Annotated in this window: 21 protein-coding genes; 6 read left to right on the top strand and 15 right to left on the bottom strand. The window is 40.8% G+C overall.

Going from position 1 to position 16,040, the window contains the following annotated elements; translation table 11 throughout:
• Nucleotides 1-19: 19 nt before the first annotated feature.
• The 8 genes from NYF15_RS20295 to folB form a co-directional block, all read right to left on the bottom strand.
• Nucleotides 20-685, bottom strand: a complete 666-nt coding sequence (locus NYF15_RS20295; RefSeq protein WP_237119941.1) for a tRNA (guanine-N(7)-)-methyltransferase — start codon at nt 683-685, stop codon at nt 20-22.
• Nucleotides 685-1,452, bottom strand: coding sequence for an ABC transporter permease (locus NYF15_RS20290; protein ID WP_054551083.1), 768 nt, complete (start codon nt 1,450-1,452; stop codon nt 685-687). Before NYF15_RS20290 ends, NYF15_RS20295 begins: the two co-directional genes overlap by 1 nt.
• The gene (locus NYF15_RS20285; RefSeq protein ID WP_130149492.1) at nt 1,452-2,381 is read right to left on the bottom strand and encodes an ABC transporter ATP-binding protein; all 930 of its coding nucleotides are present in this window, start codon (nt 2,379-2,381) and stop codon (nt 1,452-1,454) included. Before NYF15_RS20285 ends, NYF15_RS20290 begins: the two co-directional genes overlap by 1 nt.
• Entirely contained in the window at nt 2,378-3,001 is a 624-nt protein-coding gene (locus NYF15_RS20280) for a flavin prenyltransferase UbiX (protein WP_062568736.1), read from the bottom strand. The genes NYF15_RS20285 and NYF15_RS20280 overlap by 4 nt, the downstream gene beginning before the upstream one ends.
• A 22-nt stretch (nt 3,002-3,023) precedes the next feature.
• Nucleotides 3,024-4,367, bottom strand: coding sequence for a UDP-N-acetylmuramate:L-alanyl-gamma-D-glutamyl-meso-diaminopimelate ligase (gene mpl, locus NYF15_RS20275; RefSeq protein WP_371354492.1), 1,344 nt, complete (start codon nt 4,365-4,367; stop codon nt 3,024-3,026).
• Between the two features lie 161 nt (nt 4,368-4,528).
• Complete coding sequence (locus NYF15_RS20270) at nt 4,529-5,329, bottom strand: undecaprenyl-diphosphate phosphatase (protein WP_062568734.1); 801 nt, start codon at nt 5,327-5,329, stop codon at nt 4,529-4,531.
• Nucleotides 5,326-5,814, bottom strand: coding sequence for a 2-amino-4-hydroxy-6-hydroxymethyldihydropteridine diphosphokinase (gene folK, locus NYF15_RS20265; RefSeq protein WP_130149490.1), 489 nt, complete (start codon nt 5,812-5,814; stop codon nt 5,326-5,328). Before folK ends, NYF15_RS20270 begins: the two co-directional genes overlap by 4 nt.
• 2 nt (nt 5,815-5,816) lie before the next feature.
• On the bottom strand, nt 5,817-6,173 hold the full coding sequence (folB, locus tag NYF15_RS20260) for a dihydroneopterin aldolase (protein ID WP_062568732.1): 357 nt from the start codon (nt 6,171-6,173) through the stop codon (nt 5,817-5,819).
• A 228-nt stretch (nt 6,174-6,401) separates the two neighbouring features.
• Between folB and plsY the strand changes: the two genes are divergently transcribed.
• A complete protein-coding gene (gene plsY / locus NYF15_RS20255) occupies nt 6,402-7,004 on the top strand; it encodes a glycerol-3-phosphate 1-O-acyltransferase PlsY (RefSeq protein WP_130149489.1) in 603 nt (200 codons plus the stop codon).
• Nucleotides 7,005-7,007: 3 nt separating this feature from the next.
• Here plsY and tsaD read toward each other — a convergent pair whose 3' ends face one another.
• The 3 genes from tsaD to NYF15_RS20240 all read right to left on the bottom strand — a co-directional run bounded on the left by tsaD (nt 7,008) and on the right by NYF15_RS20240 (nt 9,023).
• Nucleotides 7,008-8,021, bottom strand: coding sequence for a tRNA (adenosine(37)-N6)-threonylcarbamoyltransferase complex transferase subunit TsaD (tsaD, locus tag NYF15_RS20250; RefSeq protein ID WP_062568730.1), 1,014 nt, complete (start codon nt 8,019-8,021; stop codon nt 7,008-7,010).
• A 62-nt stretch (nt 8,022-8,083) separates the two neighbouring features.
• Nucleotides 8,084-8,674 (bottom strand): YjaG family protein, encoded by a 591-nt coding sequence (locus NYF15_RS20245; RefSeq protein WP_237119945.1) that lies wholly within the window; start codon nt 8,672-8,674, stop codon nt 8,084-8,086.
• Nucleotides 8,658-9,023 carry a DUF2007 domain-containing protein gene (locus tag NYF15_RS20240; RefSeq protein WP_062568728.1) on the bottom strand — a complete coding sequence of 122 codons (366 nt, stop codon included), beginning with the start codon at nt 9,021-9,023 and terminating at the stop codon, nt 8,658-8,660. Before NYF15_RS20240 ends, NYF15_RS20245 begins: the two co-directional genes overlap by 17 nt.
• 86 nt (nt 9,024-9,109) lie before the next feature.
• Here NYF15_RS20240 and NYF15_RS20235 point away from each other — a divergent pair, with 86 nt between their 5' ends.
• From NYF15_RS20235 to NYF15_RS20220, 4 genes are all read left to right on the top strand, one after another.
• Nucleotides 9,110-9,517 (top strand): DUF2721 domain-containing protein, encoded by a 408-nt coding sequence (locus tag NYF15_RS20235; RefSeq protein WP_062568727.1) that lies wholly within the window; start codon nt 9,110-9,112, stop codon nt 9,515-9,517.
• Nucleotides 9,518-9,569: 52 nt separating this feature from the next.
• On the top strand, nt 9,570-11,096 hold the full coding sequence (locus NYF15_RS20230) for a DUF3369 domain-containing protein (protein WP_371354491.1): 1,527 nt from the start codon (nt 9,570-9,572) through the stop codon (nt 11,094-11,096).
• Between the two features lie 118 nt (nt 11,097-11,214).
• Entirely contained in the window at nt 11,215-12,102 is an 888-nt protein-coding gene (locus tag NYF15_RS20225) for a LysR family transcriptional regulator (protein ID WP_371354490.1), read from the top strand.
• Between the two features lie 135 nt (nt 12,103-12,237).
• Nucleotides 12,238-12,858 (top strand): 2OG-Fe(II) oxygenase, encoded by a 621-nt coding sequence (locus NYF15_RS20220; protein WP_130149483.1) that lies wholly within the window; start codon nt 12,238-12,240, stop codon nt 12,856-12,858.
• Between the two features lie 8 nt (nt 12,859-12,866).
• Here NYF15_RS20220 and ubiA read toward each other — a convergent pair whose 3' ends face one another.
• The gene (gene ubiA, locus NYF15_RS20215; RefSeq protein WP_371354489.1) at nt 12,867-13,745 is read right to left on the bottom strand and encodes a 4-hydroxybenzoate octaprenyltransferase; all 879 of its coding nucleotides are present in this window, start codon (nt 13,743-13,745) and stop codon (nt 12,867-12,869) included.
• Nucleotides 13,742-14,287: a chorismate lyase gene (locus NYF15_RS20210; RefSeq protein WP_371354488.1), complete on the bottom strand. Its 546-nt coding sequence runs from the start codon at nt 14,285-14,287 to the stop codon at nt 13,742-13,744. Before NYF15_RS20210 ends, ubiA begins: the two co-directional genes overlap by 4 nt.
• 165 nt (nt 14,288-14,452) lie before the next feature.
• On the opposite strand from NYF15_RS20210, the gene NYF15_RS20205 reads away from it, so the two are divergent.
• The gene (locus tag NYF15_RS20205) at nt 14,453-14,860 is read left to right on the top strand and encodes a flagellar basal body-associated protein FliL (protein WP_341803243.1); all 408 of its coding nucleotides are present in this window, start codon (nt 14,453-14,455) and stop codon (nt 14,858-14,860) included.
• Between the two features lie 37 nt (nt 14,861-14,897).
• On the opposite strand, the gene glpG is transcribed toward NYF15_RS20205, so the two are convergent.
• The gene (glpG, locus tag NYF15_RS20200) at nt 14,898-15,713 is read right to left on the bottom strand and encodes a rhomboid family intramembrane serine protease GlpG (RefSeq protein ID WP_371354487.1); all 816 of its coding nucleotides are present in this window, start codon (nt 15,711-15,713) and stop codon (nt 14,898-14,900) included.
• Nucleotides 15,710-16,027: a thiosulfate sulfurtransferase GlpE gene (glpE, locus tag NYF15_RS20195; RefSeq protein ID WP_130149478.1), complete on the bottom strand. Its 318-nt coding sequence runs from the start codon at nt 16,025-16,027 to the stop codon at nt 15,710-15,712. Before glpE ends, glpG begins: the two co-directional genes overlap by 4 nt.
• Nucleotides 16,028-16,040: the final 13 nt, after the last annotated feature.

Below are 16,040 nucleotides of genomic sequence, written 5' to 3'. Positions count from 1 at the left end.
ACCAAGGCCACAGTGCGTGTTATAGGTTTATAACTAAGCGATGACTCTGTTGGCCACTAGCCCAATATTTACGCTCAAATGGTGTAATAGCGGTATCGCTTTCATACAACTCAACATCGCACTTATGCCCTGCAAGCTCAAGCGAGCGAGCAAATTCCTTTACGTAAATATCCCAGTTGCTTCTAAGCTCTAAACGCCCACCTAATTTAATAATAAATGGAAATATAGCAGCACCGTGCCAGCGCCTTTGTAGGTGTTTGGCTTTTGGCCAAGGGTTTGGATACAGCAAGTAATGGTGCGTGGGCTGCCAGTTAGCAGCCACCGCTAAACGCCAAAAGTCGTTTAAATCAGCTTGCACTAAAATGTACTGGCCTGCATCGGTTTGCTTGTACTCTATATCATGCTTATCTAAACGATGAGATGATTTATCAATGCCAATCACTAACGCATCTGGGTGATGCTTTGCTAAGTTAGCGGTACTTTCACCCACACCACAGCATGAATCAAGAATAAGTGGCCCAGCAAACGCCTGCACCTTTTCATTTACCTGATCAAAAGCCGCTTGCGTGTGCTCTGCAATCGGCTTTTTAAATTCGGCACTTAAGTGTTTTAAAACAATTTCGTCTAGCTTTTCATGTAAGCTAGGTTGATTCGAGACAATACTTCTCGAATTTGCATCCGTCATTAGTGTCTAAGCCCCACACCACGTTTAATAAGGGTTAATGCTAACGTAAATAACCCCACAATAAATAAACCAAGTACACCAAATGCCACCGATAAGTCGACATCTGACACACCTAAGAACCCATACCGAAATGCATTTACCATATAAATAATTGGATTTACTTGCGATACGCCTTGCCAAAATTCTGGCAATAAAGTGATAGAGTAAAACACCCCACCAAGATAAGTCAGCGGTGTTAAAATAAAGGTCGGGATAATACTAATATCATCAAAGCTATTAGCATAAATTGCGTTGATAAGTCCGCCTAACGCAAACACTGCCGACGTTAAAATAACCGTTGCCATGATCACAAAAATATTGTGAATTTGAATATCTACAAACAACAAAGAGACACAGGTAACAATCAAACCAACTAACATACCGCGCGTCATACCACCACCCATGTAGCCAAGTACAATGATGTAATTTGGCACTGGCGCTACTAAGAGCTCTTCAATACTTTTTTGAAATTTAGTCGAATAAAAGCTCGAAGCAACATTCGAGTAAGAGTTGGTGATCACCGACATCATAATCAGGCCCGGTACAATAAACTCCATATAAGTAAAGCCACCCATATCACCGATACGAGAACCGATCAGATTACCAAAAATCACAAAATATAAGCTCATCGTGATTGCAGGCGGTACTAATGTTTGCACCCAAATACGTAAAAAGCGAATACACTCTTTGATCCAAATACTTTTTAGCGCTACACCATATTTAAACATTATTCGCCTCGCCCCTGTTCTAATAATCCAACAAACAGCTCTTCTAAACGGTTTGCTTTATTTCGCATACTAAGCACAGTGTTACCTTGCTCGGTTAGCGCACTAAATACCTGATTTAAGCCCTGAGACTTTGCCACTTCAACTTCTAAAGTATGATCATCAGTCTGTGTGTAGTTGTAGCCTTCAATGCTAATTGGCTGCACAGGCTGCTTTAAATCAAGTACAAAGGTTTCTTTATCAAGCTTGGCAAGTAACGCTTTAATAGTGGTGTTTTCAACAATCACGCCGCTGTCGATAATTGCGATGTTTTTACATAACAGCTCAGCTTCTTCGAGGTAGTGAGTAGTCAAGATAATGGTGACACCTTGTTTATTTATCTCACGAAGAAAGTCCCACATTGAGCGGCGTAGCTCAATATCCACACCCGCAGTTGGCTCATCTAAAATAAGTAATTTAGGTTCATGCATCAGCGCACGAGCAATCATTAAACGGCGTTTCATACCACCTGAAAGAGTGCGCGCTTGCTTATCTTTTTTCTCAAATAAACCGAGCTGCTTTAAATACTTTTCTGCGCGTTCATGCGCCAGCTTTCTTGGTACACCATAATAACCCGCTTGGTTAACCAAAATTTGGTTAAGCGTTTCAAACTGACTGAAATTAAATTCTTGCGGCACTAAACCGAGTTCAGATTTAGCGGCTTCAAGGTGAGTATCAATGTCGTGACCAAATACCTCTACGCGACCAGCGCTTTTGTTCACTAACGATGAGATAACACCAATGGTGGTTGATTTACCAGCCCCATTTGGGCCAAGCAAAGCAAAGAAATCGCCTTGCTGAACTTGTAAATCAATGCCTTTTACAGCTTCAACACCATTTTTATAAACCTTTTTTAGGCCTTCAATATTTAATGCGATCGTTTTTTCGCTCACTGTTTGCCCTCTCCATAACCCCAACGTTTCGTCAAAGTATGTTCAATGTTTAAATGATCTAAAATTCGCGCCACCATAAAATCAACCAGATCTGAAATCTGCTCAGGCTGGTGATAAAACCCGGGTGCCGCAGGCATAATGGTTACGCCAAGCTTTGCTAGTTTCAGCATGTTTTCAAGATGAATTTCGCTAAAAGGGGTCTCACGCGGGACTAAAATCAGCTGCCCACGTTCTTTTATAACCACGTCAGCGGCGCGCTCAAGTAAGTTATCTGATGCCCCAACAGCAATGGCAGACACTGAGCCCGCACTACATGGGCAAACCACCATTTTCTTCGGCGCGGCTGAGCCAGATGCAACAGGACTAAACCAGTTATCTTTACCAAATACTTTTAGTTGCTCTGGTGCGGCATTAAAGAGCGTACTGAGCTGTTCAGTTGCTTTATCTTCGTTGCCCGACAGTTTTATATTCGATTCGGTATCAAGCACCACTCTTGCCGCACTTGAGATCAGTACATACACCTGAAACTGCTGCTCAAGTAATACCTCTAGTAACCGTAAGCCATAAGGGGCACCTGAGGCACCGCTAAAAGCTAAGGTTATTTTATCTTTAAATTGCATACAGTTATGCTCCGTATACTGGTTAGTTTTGTTCAAGTGTGCTGATTAAACGCTGATGAATACCTTCAAAGCCACCATTACTCATTATTAAAATATGTTGTGACGGCGCACTTCCTTCAGCAACTGCTGCAATGATTTCCTCAGTGCTTGGCATACAATGCATACCTGCTTTATCTGCGTATTCTTTTAATGACCAGCTTAAGTTTTCAGGTTCAAATAAATACACGTCATCGGCAGCTCTTAGAGAATCAATCAAGGTTTGTTGATGCACCCCCATTTTCATGGTGTTTGAACGCGGCTCTAAAATGGCAATAATCTTCTCATCGCCCACTTTTGCACGTAGCCCTGCTAAGGTCGTTTTAATTGCCGTTGGGTGATGTGCAAAATCGTCATACACTTTAATGCCATTCACATCGGCTTTTAGCTCCATGCGGCGCTTAGGAGAAATAAACTCTGCTAAACCAGCAATACTCACTGACACAGCAATCCCGACATGACGAGCGGCTGCAATAGCCATAATGGCATTTTTGACATTGTGCTCGCCCATCGCTTGCCACGACACAACGCCCTGCACTTCCCCTGCTAATAATACTTCAAATTCACTGCCATCAGCTTTAAGCAAGCGGTAATCCCAGTCTCCCGACAGTGTTTCGCTCTCGCTCCAAAGGCCTCGTTCAATCACATCTTGTAGTGCTTCATCTTGGCTTGGCCAAATGACTTTGCCACTACCAGGTAGTGTACGCATCAGGTGGTGAAATTGTTTCTTTATGGCGTTTAAATCTTCAAAAATATCCGCATGATCAAATTCAAGATTATTTAGGATTAAAGTGCGTGGTAAGTAATGTACAAACTTACTGCGTTTATCAAAAAAAGCGGTATCGTATTCGTCGGCTTCAATTACAAAAAACGGGGTTTCGCCAACACGTGCAGACACACCAAAATTTTGCACAATGCCACCAATTAAGAACCCAGGTTTCATACCGGCATACTCTAATAACCATGCCAGCATACTGGCTGTGGTTGTTTTGCCATGCGTACCCGCAACAGCTAAAACCCACGAATTTTGCAATAAATTATGTTTTAACCATTCTGGGCCCGAGGTATAAGGTAGGCCCTTATCAAGCACATATTCAACACAGGGATTGCCACGACTCATCGCATTACCAATCACCACCATATCAGGGGCAGGCTCAAGTTGTGCAACGTCATAACCTTGAGTTAGTGTGATACCCAGCTCTTCTAATTGTGTGCTCATCGGCGGGTACACATTTTGATCAGAGCCTGTCACTGTATGACCTAACGATTTAGCGATTGCGGCGATACCACCCATAAAGGTGCCACAAATTCCAAGAATATGAATATGCATCTACTGTCCTGAGCAAAATGTATGATATATAAAATAAGCCGTTATAATGCCAAATATAAGCTTTACTTACCATTACTACACGGCAATAGACTTTTGCCAAATAACCAACATAAAAAAACACCTCAATTTGAGGTGCTTTTCTAATCAAGCTAAATCTCTACTTACAGCATTAAAAATGCAAACAAACCGACACCAAGTAGTAAGCGATAGATAACAAATGGCATCATCCCCATACGCTCAATCACTTTTAAGAAAAAGAAAATACAGGCATATGCAGATATAAAAGATAAGCCAGCGCCAAGCATCAAGGTATTCCACTCAACGATATGATCGCCAAGAGCCAACTCTATTGTGTAATATAGTCCCATCATTAAAATAACAGGAATGGCCAATAAAAATGAAAAGCGTGCGGCACTTTGCTTATTCATACCCAGCATTAAACCTGCGGTCATAGTAATACCTGACCGTGATGTGCCTGGGATCATAGCCATCGCCTGTGCCATCCCAATCATAAGTGCGGATTTCCAGTTCAGTTGGTAAATCGTTTTGGTCTGCTTACCTTTTGCATCGGCATACCAAAGTAATAAGCCAAACAAAATAGTCGTTACCGCGATCACCCATGCACTACGTAGGTAAAGCTCTATTAAATCTTTAAAAATAAGCCCAAGAATAGCCGCAGGTATCGTGCCTACTATGATCCACCAGCCTAGCTTACTATCATCAGTTGCACCTTGTGAGCCAAACGATTTAAACCAAGCGCCAAGAATATCGACCACTTCTTTTCTAAAGTACAGAACAACTGCACCTAAGGTTCCAACGTGAACAGCCACATCAAATGCTAAACCTTGGTCTTGCCACCCGAGAATCTGCGACGGAAGAATTAAATGCGCTGAGCTAGAAATAGGTAAAAATTCAGTCAGTCCTTGAATTAAAGCTAAAACAATTATCTCAATAATACTCATGGGTTAGTAAACTCCACCTTCCATAGTTTTTGTTGCGGGTTATCATAATTATCCCATAGCTGAGCAAGGGTTAGCTTCGCTACGGGGTGAAAAAAATCGGGAGCTATTTCTGCTAAAGGCTGAAGCACAAAAGCATTTTTTGTAATTTCATCTCGCGGTAATTGTGCGGGATAATCGCATATAACATCATCATAAAAAAGTAAGTCTAAATCGAGTGTACGCGGGCTAAACTTTTTATCTGCACGAGTACGACCATTATCAAGCTCAATTTGTTTCAATAATTTGCACAACTTCTCAAGAGGCATATCCGTCTTGGCCGCAACCACTGAGTTATAAAAATTATTTCCAGCAAAACCAACCGCTTCACTCTCATAAACTGATGAGTGTACAAAATCGGGGAAGTAAGATTTCAAGGCTATAAGCGCTTGGTGAAGATAATGCTCTTTGTTGACATTAGAACCTAGACTAATAAAAATTTGCGCCATTATTAGCTTACCTTACGGCGGGTTATCTCAACGCCCACCGTTTGCGCTTGTGGCACAGCGGCTGGTTTACTGACACGAATGGTCACTTGGTTGGTAGCAAATTCAGTAAGAATAAGTGCAGCCAATTGCTCAACTAAGGTTTCAAGCAACTCAACAGGCTTCGCCGTTGTATGTTCAATGACACGCTCACTCACTTTTGCATAATCAAGCGCAAGGTTTATATCATCGGTTGCTGCAGCGGCTGAGATATCACAAAGCATTTCAATGTCAAAATATAAGCTTTGTTTACTTTCTTTTTCAAAATCATATACACCGATGATGGTGTCTACGTGCAGTTGTGATATATATACCTTGTCCATTAAGACTCCAAATGACATAAATATGTAAGGTAAAACAACCTTATGCGCTTATTGATCTTAATAATACGCTTTATAAGCTGTCATAATGTTTTAATATATTAAAATTACCCCTACAATAACGGATAGATTGTTAGTATTTTTTTGTAACAATCTAATCGAAAAAATAGCGGCAAACGGTTTTGCCGCCAATGATAGCCCAAAAGTGCCGATTAAAAAATAAGGAAGCGCGTGTTAGCAGTTTTAATGTTAGTTTTAGCCTATTTACTAGGATCGGTTTCGTCCGCTATCCTTGTTTCGAGGCTATTTAGACTACCAGACCCACGCAGTCATGGATCGAATAACCCTGGAGCCACCAACGTTTACCGCCTCGGTGGAAAGTTACCCGCTGTATTAGTGCTTGTGTTTGACATATTAAAAGGAACGATCCCTGTTTGGGGCGCTTACTTTTTAAACATAGAGCCTCTGATGCTCGGTCTTATCGGTGTTGCAGCATGTCTAGGCCATATGTATCCATTATTTTTTGGCTTTAAAGGCGGAAAAGCCGTTGCCACTGCTTTTGGTACCTTGCTACCTATTGGTTTATCTCTAGGTGGGATGCTAATCACAACTTGGCTGCTAATTATTGCAATTACACGTTATTCATCACTCGCTGCATTAGTGACAGTATCTCTTGCACCGCTTTACACATGGTGGATAAAGCCACTTTATACTTTGCCGGTAACATTTTTAACGGTATTAATTATTTTTCGCCATAGAGCGAATATGACACGTTTGATGTGTGGCGATGAGCCAAAGGTTGGGGCTAAGAAAAAAGCCCCAGAAAATGAATAGCGCTTATAACGGCTCAAGAGAATCGATTGGCCAGCGCGGCTTAGTTTTCATATCAAGACTTGCAAATTGCCCTGCTTTTAAACGCTGCATACCAGCATAAGCGATCATTGCGCCATTATCTGTGCAAAACTCAGTACGCGGGTAATACACGCGCCCTTTCATGCCTTGCATTACACGTTCTAGCTGCGAACGTAATTGAACATTGGCACTTACACCACCTGCAATCACTAAACGTTTAATGCCTGTTTGTTTTAATGCACGTTTACATTTAATGATAAGCGTATCAATAACGGCTGTTTGGAATGCATGTGCGATGTCAGCTTTAGTTTGCTCGTCATCATCGTTATCACGAATCGCAATTGATGCTGCGGTTTTCAAACCACTAAAGCTAAAGTCTAAACCTGGTTTATCTGTCATCGGGCGTGGGAATACAAATCGCTCTGGCGTACCTTGCTCCGCAAGTTTTGCTAGGCGAGGGCCACCGGGGTAGTCAAGACCTAGTAATTTAGCAGTTTTATCAAACGCTTCACCCGCCGCATCATCCACCGACTCACCTAATACTTCGTACTCACCAATACCTGACACTTTAACCATCATGGTATGGCCGCCCGAGACAAGCAGCGCAATAAACGGAAATTCTGGCTGTTCTTCTTCCAGCATAGGGGCAAGTAAATGACCCTCCATATGGTGAACAGCCACAGCGGGGATGTTCCAGCCATAGGCTAGTGAACGGCCAATCGAGGTGCCCACAAGTAAAGCTCCCACGAGGCCTGGGCCTGCCGTATAAGCAATGCCATCTAAGTCTTCAGGGCCACAACCCGCTTGTGCAAACGCCGCATCAATTAACGGTAAGGTTTTGCGTACATGGTCCCGTGATGCAAGTTCTGGCACTACACCGCCGTAGTCTGCATGTACTTTAACTTGGCTGTATAGTTGATGTGCTAATAAGCCTTGTTCATCATCATAAATGGCAATACCTGTTTCATCACATGATGATTCAATACCTAAAATTCGCATCAATTACTCCGCCAATAAAAAACAAACGCGCATTTTACAGCGAAAATACGCATTACTGAACATTAAATTGCAATACCAATGTTGGTTTGACCGTCAGATACCGCAAGCTGCTTAAGCTCTTTTACGTTCTGGGAAGTAATTCGGCCCATTTGCTCTACAAAATCAATAAGTTCAGCAAGCACATCAATTTCATATTGCATTAAAGGGTGCTCACGTACGGCCTTGTTATCAGCCAACTCACCATCAACAGTCAGTTGATACTCAATATAACGTGCGACTGAGGCCTGAGAAATTTTACTGATGTTTAGAAATTCTTGTTCATCTTTTGCCATTAAACCATGCAGCATGCCAAGCAATGCCGTTGCCGTATCAATCGCAGGGTATACACCAAACATATCAAAATCATTTAATTCAGGTACATTAGGCTCAATTTTTTCAATTTGCTTCTCAAGACTAATTTTACTTTTGGGTAGTAAAATTTTCTCCCAACACACACTTAATGCACTACGAAACACGGTTCCGTCACCAAACCCTGTGGCTTCGCTAAATAGGGCATAGTTAGGCAACATACGCTCAAGCAATGCACCACCCAAAACCGCTTTTTGTAAATAGTTTAACTCTCTAATACGTTGAAAATTATTCGCTTTCGTCATTCTTTACAGTCCCACAAGACCAACATATTTCAAACGTTGACCCATTAAGCTCGCTACATGTTGGGCAAACCCAGTCAGGAGCAGATTGTTTCACTTGCTGGTAGTTTATCAATATTTCGCGCGCCTGGCGCTCTTTTATCGCATAAACTCGTACTTCGACTCCCGTTTGCTCAAATGGGATCTCGCCGAGAGCGCCTTGCAACATTTCACCTTGCAGCTCACATTGAATTCCAGCGCTTTCTAACAGTCCTTTAATTATGTTAGCTTGCAAGGCATTCTCAGCCCTAAAAATCCCCACCCAGGTAAATGAATCACCAGTATTATCTTGATTTAAATTATTTTTTTGCAAATTGATTCTCTTTTACTTTGCACGACTTTAAACCTAAGCTACTCTAGCTATTGACCTTTGTGCAACCCATATTTAAAGGCAGCTTAATGACACTTACGACCCCAGGACTACTCTTCCCTGCAATTTCTCTTTTGTTGCTAGCGTATACGAATCGCTTTTTAGTACTTGCTCAGTTAATTCGTGAGCTTAACGCACGTGAAGGTGACAGTATTCGCCCTTTAGTTGTTGCACAAATCGAAAACCTTAGAAAACGAATTAAATTAATAAGAGTGATGCAAGTATATGGTGTCGCTTCATTTTTTATGTGCACACTTTCTATGTTTGCTTTATTTATTGAATTTAATACCACAGGCATTGTGCTATTTGGGATAAGCCTTGCTAGCCTCGCTTTATCCTTATTAACCTCGTTGTATGAAATCCACATTTCGTGCGATGCAATCGAAATCGAACTTCAGAATATCGAAAAAAAACCACTTTCAGATAAGGCAGAGTAAATTTCTGCCTCTATACTTATTGTTACGAGAAATGACAATAAGTGGTGCGTGCGTGGATGACTTTTTGTTTTCTGATGAACGATTAGAAGAGAGTAATATACAAACTGAAGAGCCTGAATATTGGCACATTCTTGTTGTTGACGACGAAGAAGATATCCATCAGGTTACTAAGCTTGTGCTTGCAGGTTTCACCTTTGAAGGTAAAGAGTTGCGCTTTTACGATGCCTATTCGGCAGCCGAAGCCAAAGAGTTTTTAAAAAAAGACATCCCCTTCTCAGTGGCCTTGGTTGATGTTGTTATGGAAACCAATCACGCAGGTCTTGATTTAATTCAATATATACGTGATGACATCGATAATCACGATATTCGCCTAATATTAAGAACAGGGCAACCAGGTGAAGCACCTGAAGAATCTATTATTCGTGATTACGACATAAACGACTATAAAAATAAAACAGAACTCACAGCAATTAAAATCAAAACACTGCTTTATTCTGCACTGAGAGCGCATCGCGATATTCAGATTATTGACCGTCATAAACACGGTCTTGAGCAAATCATTAATGCATCGGCAAATTTTTTAAAATGCGACAGTGTCCATGAGTTTGCATCAACAATTTTAAGCCATGTCACCAACGTGATGGGTATAAATGATGCCCAAATATATTGCGCCGCCGCCGTCAACTTACAATCATCCCCCGCCACTGATTTTCAGTTACTCGCCGCATCTGGCGTAGGTCCAACACCAAAGCAAAGCACTATCCCAAATGAAGTAAAAAGCTTATTTATAGATGCTCATGAGCGTAAGTCTTCGCTAAAAACAAGTACTGACTATATAGGTTACTTTCCAACTAAAGCTGGCCTTGAAACCATGTTATACGTGCACAAAGGCACAAAACTTCAATCAACAGATCATCAACTACTGGAGTTTTATGCAAACAATATAGCACTGGCTTATGACAACCTAAAGCTACGAGAGATGGTTAAAGATTCACAAAAAGAGTTATCGTATATTTTGGGGGAAGCTGTTGAAAAACGCTCAAAAGAAACAGGCTCACACGTAAAGCGTGTCGCACTTTATAGTGAACTCCTAGCAAAACTCTCCCTGTTAGATCCATTCCAGTGCGAAATTATTAAACTTGCCTCCCCATTGCACGACATAGGAAAAATAAGTATTCCTGACAATATCTTAAATAAACCAGGCAAATTAGATGAACACGAGTGGGAAATAATGAAAAACCACGCTCAAATCGGCTATGAAATTCTAAAAAATTCAAGTAACGAGATTTTAAGTTGTGGTGCAACAATCTCTCACCAACATCATGAAAAGTGGGACGGTACAGGTTACCCTCAAGGTTTATCAGGAAGTAATATTCATATTGTCGGCCGTATTACCGCTATTGCCGATGTATTTGATGCACTGTGTAGCGACCGCTGTTATAAAAAAGCATGGCCATTAGAAGACGCATTAACATTAATAAAAGAGCAACGAGGGAAACATTTTGATCCAACTTTAGTCGATATATTACTTGAAAATTTAACACTTTTCCTAGAGATTAAAGACCGATACCCTGATTAGTGTAACTTTTCGGTAAACAACACTTTCCAAAATAGGTACTATAATTTACTATGCCATCGTAAAGTATAATTATTTTGCCTGGATGTAAGGGCTTACTTATAACAAGGGACTATTTAAAGTGAGATTTGAACAACTTGAACAATTCGTTGCACTAGGCGTGCTCAGGCATTTTCGCCAAGCTGCAGAAAAAACTCAAATTAGTACTTCAGCATTAACTCGCAGTATTCAAACGCTCGAGGATGAAATTGGTTATGAGCTTGTCACCCGCTCTACCCGCTCGGTAAAACTAACCAAAGAGGGTGAACTTTTCTTAGAATACGCAAAACAAACCCTTAATAATTTAGAAGAAACGAAAAAACGTTTATTTGAATCATTAAATGGCTGCGTTAACGAAAAGCTTGTCATTGGTTACACAACTAAAGCAAGTACTGTTGTGCCTGTTTCTTGTGGGCAATTTTTAGCTCAGTACCCACACGTAAAAATTGAAATGCAACTACAAGAGCAAAGCGAACTTATTCGTAAATTGCAACTGGGTGAAATAGACATAAGCGTGTGCTCGCAGGCAATGAATAGTATTGGCAGCGACATCCACTTACCAGACCAACTTATCTTATTTGTTTCTAAAGATCACCCGCTTGCTAACAAGAGCGATATTAGTAAACGTGATCTGGCTGACTACCCAATGTACAGTTGTTTTGCACAGTCGAAGCAAGTTCAAACTATGCTTAACGAAGCCGTTGACTCATTCAATAAATCATCAAGCATTAAAGTTGGTAGTATTGAACAAGTGATGGATGGCCTTAAAAAGTCAGATCATATTGCAATTGCAAGCATTGAGCACGCTAACAGTGTTTCTTCTGATTCTGAGCTACTTTTATTGAAAACAAATAAAGGGATCGCTCATGAACAGTTAGTTATTCAAACTAATGAGCAGGTTAATGAAAACTCGCATATTAGCCATTTATTAGATTTAATTGAAAAGACAGCGTTATCTAGTCACAACTAACGCGTGCATTTAAGCTAGCCTTGCAAACAAAGGCTAGCTCCCTTCTTCACTTAATCATCAAGATATTGCATAAAAAGCGTGCATGATTCTTTTTTTCAGCTACACTTACGCACCTTTTTTTGATTGTGCACATGAATGACCGCGCAACTTGTTTCCAACACCTATTTAGACGCAATAGAACAAACCGGCTATGCCATTGTTGAAAACGCAATTGATGAAAACTTACTAACTGATTTAATTGCAGATTGTTATCGTATTAATCCGCATTTTCATACTGCGGGAATTGGTCGTTTGAACGACCAACAAATTGATAAAACCATCCGTAAAGATAAGACCTTTTGGTTTGATAGTTCAAGCCAAGCACAAATTACTTATCTTGCGACCATGGAAGCGATAAAGACACAGTTAAACCGCAGTTTTTTCTTAGGGCTGTTTGACTATGAATGCCATTATGCAAAGTATCAACAAGGCGACTTTTATAAAAAACACTATGATGCCTTCAAGGGTCGTTCAAACCGTATTTTTACAACTGTCTGTTATTTAAATACACCTGATTCAGGTGGTGAACTGGTCATATATAAGCCAAAAAGCAAAGATATTGAGGTCATTGTAAAACCTCAAGCGGGTACACTTGTGATGTTTGAAAGCGAACGCTTCATGCACGAAGTATTACCAGCAGAAGATGTTCGCTACTCGATTGCAGGCTGGTTTAGAAAAAATGCCTCGATCAGCGGAATTATAGACCCGCCGAGATAATGACCCCGTTAAAATGGCAATGGCAAGGAAGCTGCTAAACCTATAAATATCACTAAACCCACATAGTGATTATTTAAAAAAGCTTTAAAACAAGGATCCCGCTCGCGGCCATGAATGAGTTTTTGTTGATAAAGTAAAAAGCCAACTCCAGCAGCTAATCCAAGCCAATAATAAAGACCGAGTTGGTTACTAAGGCCTATATAAGCAAGAATCGCTACAAACAAGGCATTGAGTAAAAAGATAATGTGCCTATCATAACTCGCAAACAAAATAGCTGTTGATTTAACACCTATTTTCAAATCATCATCTCTATCAACCATGGCATACATGGTGTCATAAGCCACAGTCCAAACAAGGTTAGCAATAAATAAAAGCCATGCTTCTACAGGTACTGAACCAATCGAGGCCATATAAGCCATTGGGATAGCCCAACTAAATGCTGCCCCAAGCACGACTTGGGGTAACTGAGTATAGCGCTTCATAAACGGATAACAAAATGCCAGCGCGAGTGCGCCAAACGACAGCAATATCGTTGACCATCCGAGCATTAACACTAAGCCAAATGCCACTGCAATAAGCAGCACAAATAAACTCAAAGCCTCACCACTTGAAACTACCCCCGCAGCCAATGGGCGCTGTGCTGTGCGTTTTACTGAGCCATCAATTTTACGATCTGCGTAATCATTAATCACACAACCGGCACTACGCATTACAAAGACCCCTAGGCTAAATACGACAAAATTTAGCACGCTAGGCGCGCCTTGATTCGCAAGCCAAAGTGCCCAATATGTTGGCCAAAGCAATAACAAAGTCCCTATTGGTTTATCGGTACGCATCAATTGCTTATAGTAAGGGATATGTGCGATGTGTAATGCAGCTAATTTCATAAGTAAATATAGGCTCCAGGTAAGAAGACTTCAGCAACTAAAAAGTGCGCACGAGATAGCGAAAACACACTGCGTCTACCCCATAACATCTGCGGTTCTAAACCTAACTCATTTATAAGAGAACCTAGTTGGTGTTGCTCTGAAAATTCAGCCACTTCAATTTCGGTGCGTAAAAGACTGGGATCTTGGAAAATAACATCGCCTAAAGGCCTTGTACCCATACTTAACAACTGTTGCTTTTTTAGGGTATCATCTGCTGGCAACCAACTTTGCGCATATACCATAGGCTTATTATCACAAAGCAATAATACTTCGCGGTTTAATGCGTGACTTAAAGATGTATTTAATAGTGCTTGCTGCTCTGAGGTTAAGTCAAAAGGTGTTTCATTGAGCACATGAACAGAAAACCGTTGGCAATGACTTTTGAGCTTAGCGGTCAATGAGCCCGCTTCTAGCAACCAGCTTTGTTGCTGCTGCGTTAAATGTGGGTAGGTTGATGCCGATTGCCAATCGGCAACTAATGATATTGGGAATTTAGTCACAACAACTCAGTATTTTAAGAAACCGCGCAAATGATATCACTGCAAAACGTTTGGCAAAAGCCATCATTTAATCTCAACAACAGTTAAAATTCTTACAACAACCTGTATCTCTAGTGAGTTTGGGTATAGACTAAAAACCATTGAAAGGGTGGACTATTTTTAACTATGAAAAAATCGTTATTATCAATTTATTTGATATGCCTATTAGCAGTTAATGCAACACTTAGTTTTTCGGCACATGCCGAGTCAAAAGTCGGTTATTTTGGTTTTGAACCAGACATAATTACCAACTATATTGGCCAAGGTAACAAAAAGCTTGGTTATGTGCGTATTACGGTCGATCTTATGCTCAATGACATGTCGGATATCCGTGTCGTAGAACATCATACCCCTTTGCTGCGTGATGCGATTGTTGAAATTCTTTCTAAAGAGCCTGAAGAGAACATCAAGTCGCTTACCGGTCGAGAAGAAATAAGAAAGCGCTGTACTGAAAAGTTAAAAACACTTTTAAAACAAGAAACTGGGCAAGAAATAGTGCGTGAAGTATTGTTCACTAAATACTTATATCACTAGCCATAATAAGTGACGGCAAACGCCGTCACAGATTACTTTAACGGCGCGAAAGTAACTTATCTGATACTGCATAAGCCATACCTGATAAAAGCCCCGCAAGATGCGCCCAGTTAGCCATATTGACAGGTAACATTTCAACAAAGCCTAAAATTAGCCAAACAAGCATAAAACCAACAATACTCTTGCTGACTAAAGGCGGCTCTGTTGGTCTCATTGCACTGTATATCCAACAAAAGCCTAGCAAGCCGTAGACCACGCCACTCAAGCCACCAAAATTAGGCCCAACCAATAAAAACTGTGCCCAGTTACTGATAAATGCGGTCACTAAAAATAAGCCGACTAAGGTTAACTTTCCACTGCGCTTTTCAATGTCATTACCTAGTGTCATCCACCAAATTAAATTAAAAATTAAATGGATAGCATTAAAATGCACGATTGCTGGTGTAAACCAACTAAGCGGTTGCGCAGGATTAAACTGTAGCATCCGATAAATGGTATCAAAACCACCGAGTAAAAAAGCCACAAAAATCGCTATTGATACTAACGTGACTGTGCGATTGAGCCAGCTTAATGCTTTAAAACGCGTTTTTAGGTTGAGCGACTGACCTTGGTAAGAAAGTGATGATTGTGTGCTTCCTACTTGCCAAGAGGCTTGCAGATACTTTTCATCATGTGGATTTGCAGCAAACTCTTGCCATAATGGTTGGGCTTGATGGAAATGCTCTGGAGCAACACAAATAATGACAGTTTCACCGTCTTCAGAGCGAAGCTCACCTTGTAAGCCTTTGCTTTTAATATAGTCAATAAACCCCTGCGCTGCGCGAGGATTATTTATGCTGCCCAGTTCAATCATCGTTCAATATGCTCCGGAAGTTGTGTTTGCCAAGCTGTAAAGCCTCCATCCATACTGTAAACATCTTCAAAGCCCTGCTCAACTAAGTAGCTCGCAGCACCTTGAGAACTCACACCATGATAGCAAACAATAATGATTGGCTGATCGAACTCTTTGTTCATCATAAATTCGCTAATATTAGCATTTGATAAATGCTCAGAGCCTGGAATGTGACCCGTTTGAAACGAGTTTGGGTCACGAATATCGGCAATCACAACGTCTTCTTTATCTAAAAGCGCAAACGTGTCGCTTACTGAAATATGTTTATATGACATAATACTCTCTAAA

The sequence above is a fragment of the Pseudoalteromonas sp. 68 DY56-GL68 genome (assembly GCF_041414825.1).
Taxonomy (GTDB): domain Bacteria; phylum Pseudomonadota; class Gammaproteobacteria; order Enterobacterales; family Alteromonadaceae; genus Pseudoalteromonas.
The sequence above is the reverse complement of the archived record's forward strand: the minus strand, read 5'-3'. Positions and strand labels throughout refer to the sequence as shown.

Coding starts and splice junctions, on each gene's coding strand:
- folB (WP_062568732.1), bottom strand. CDS start 6,173: ATGGACAAGGTATATATATCACAACTGCACGTAGACACCATCATCGGT.
- NYF15_RS20270 (WP_062568734.1), bottom strand. CDS start 5,329: ATGAGTATTATTGAGATAATTGTTTTAGCTTTAATTCAAGGACTGACT.
- folK (WP_130149490.1), bottom strand. CDS start 5,814: ATGGCGCAAATTTTTATTAGTCTAGGTTCTAATGTCAACAAAGAGCAT.
- NYF15_RS20235 (WP_062568727.1), top strand. CDS start 9,110: ATGACACTTACGACCCCAGGACTACTCTTCCCTGCAATTTCTCTTTTG.
- mpl (WP_371354492.1), bottom strand. CDS start 4,367: ATGCATATTCATATTCTTGGAATTTGTGGCACCTTTATGGGTGGTATC.
- tsaD (WP_062568730.1), bottom strand. CDS start 8,021: ATGCGAATTTTAGGTATTGAATCATCATGTGATGAAACAGGTATTGCC.
- glpE (WP_130149478.1), bottom strand. CDS start 16,027: ATGTCATATAAACATATTTCAGTAAGCGACACGTTTGCGCTTTTAGAT.
- NYF15_RS20245 (WP_237119945.1), bottom strand. CDS start 8,674: ATGACGAAAGCGAATAATTTTCAACGTATTAGAGAGTTAAACTATTTA.
- glpG (WP_371354487.1), bottom strand. CDS start 15,713: ATGATTGAACTGGGCAGCATAAATAATCCTCGCGCAGCGCAGGGGTTT.
- NYF15_RS20280 (WP_062568736.1), bottom strand. CDS start 3,001: ATGCAATTTAAAGATAAAATAACCTTAGCTTTTAGCGGTGCCTCAGGT.
- NYF15_RS20205 (WP_341803243.1), top strand. CDS start 14,453: ATGAAAAAATCGTTATTATCAATTTATTTGATATGCCTATTAGCAGTT.
- ubiA (WP_371354489.1), bottom strand. CDS start 13,745: ATGAAATTAGCTGCATTACACATCGCACATATCCCTTACTATAAGCAA.
- NYF15_RS20220 (WP_130149483.1), top strand. CDS start 12,238: ATGACCGCGCAACTTGTTTCCAACACCTATTTAGACGCAATAGAACAA.
- NYF15_RS20295 (WP_237119941.1), bottom strand. CDS start 685: ATGACGGATGCAAATTCGAGAAGTATTGTCTCGAATCAACCTAGCTTA.
- NYF15_RS20290 (WP_054551083.1), bottom strand. CDS start 1,452: ATGTTTAAATATGGTGTAGCGCTAAAAAGTATTTGGATCAAAGAGTGT.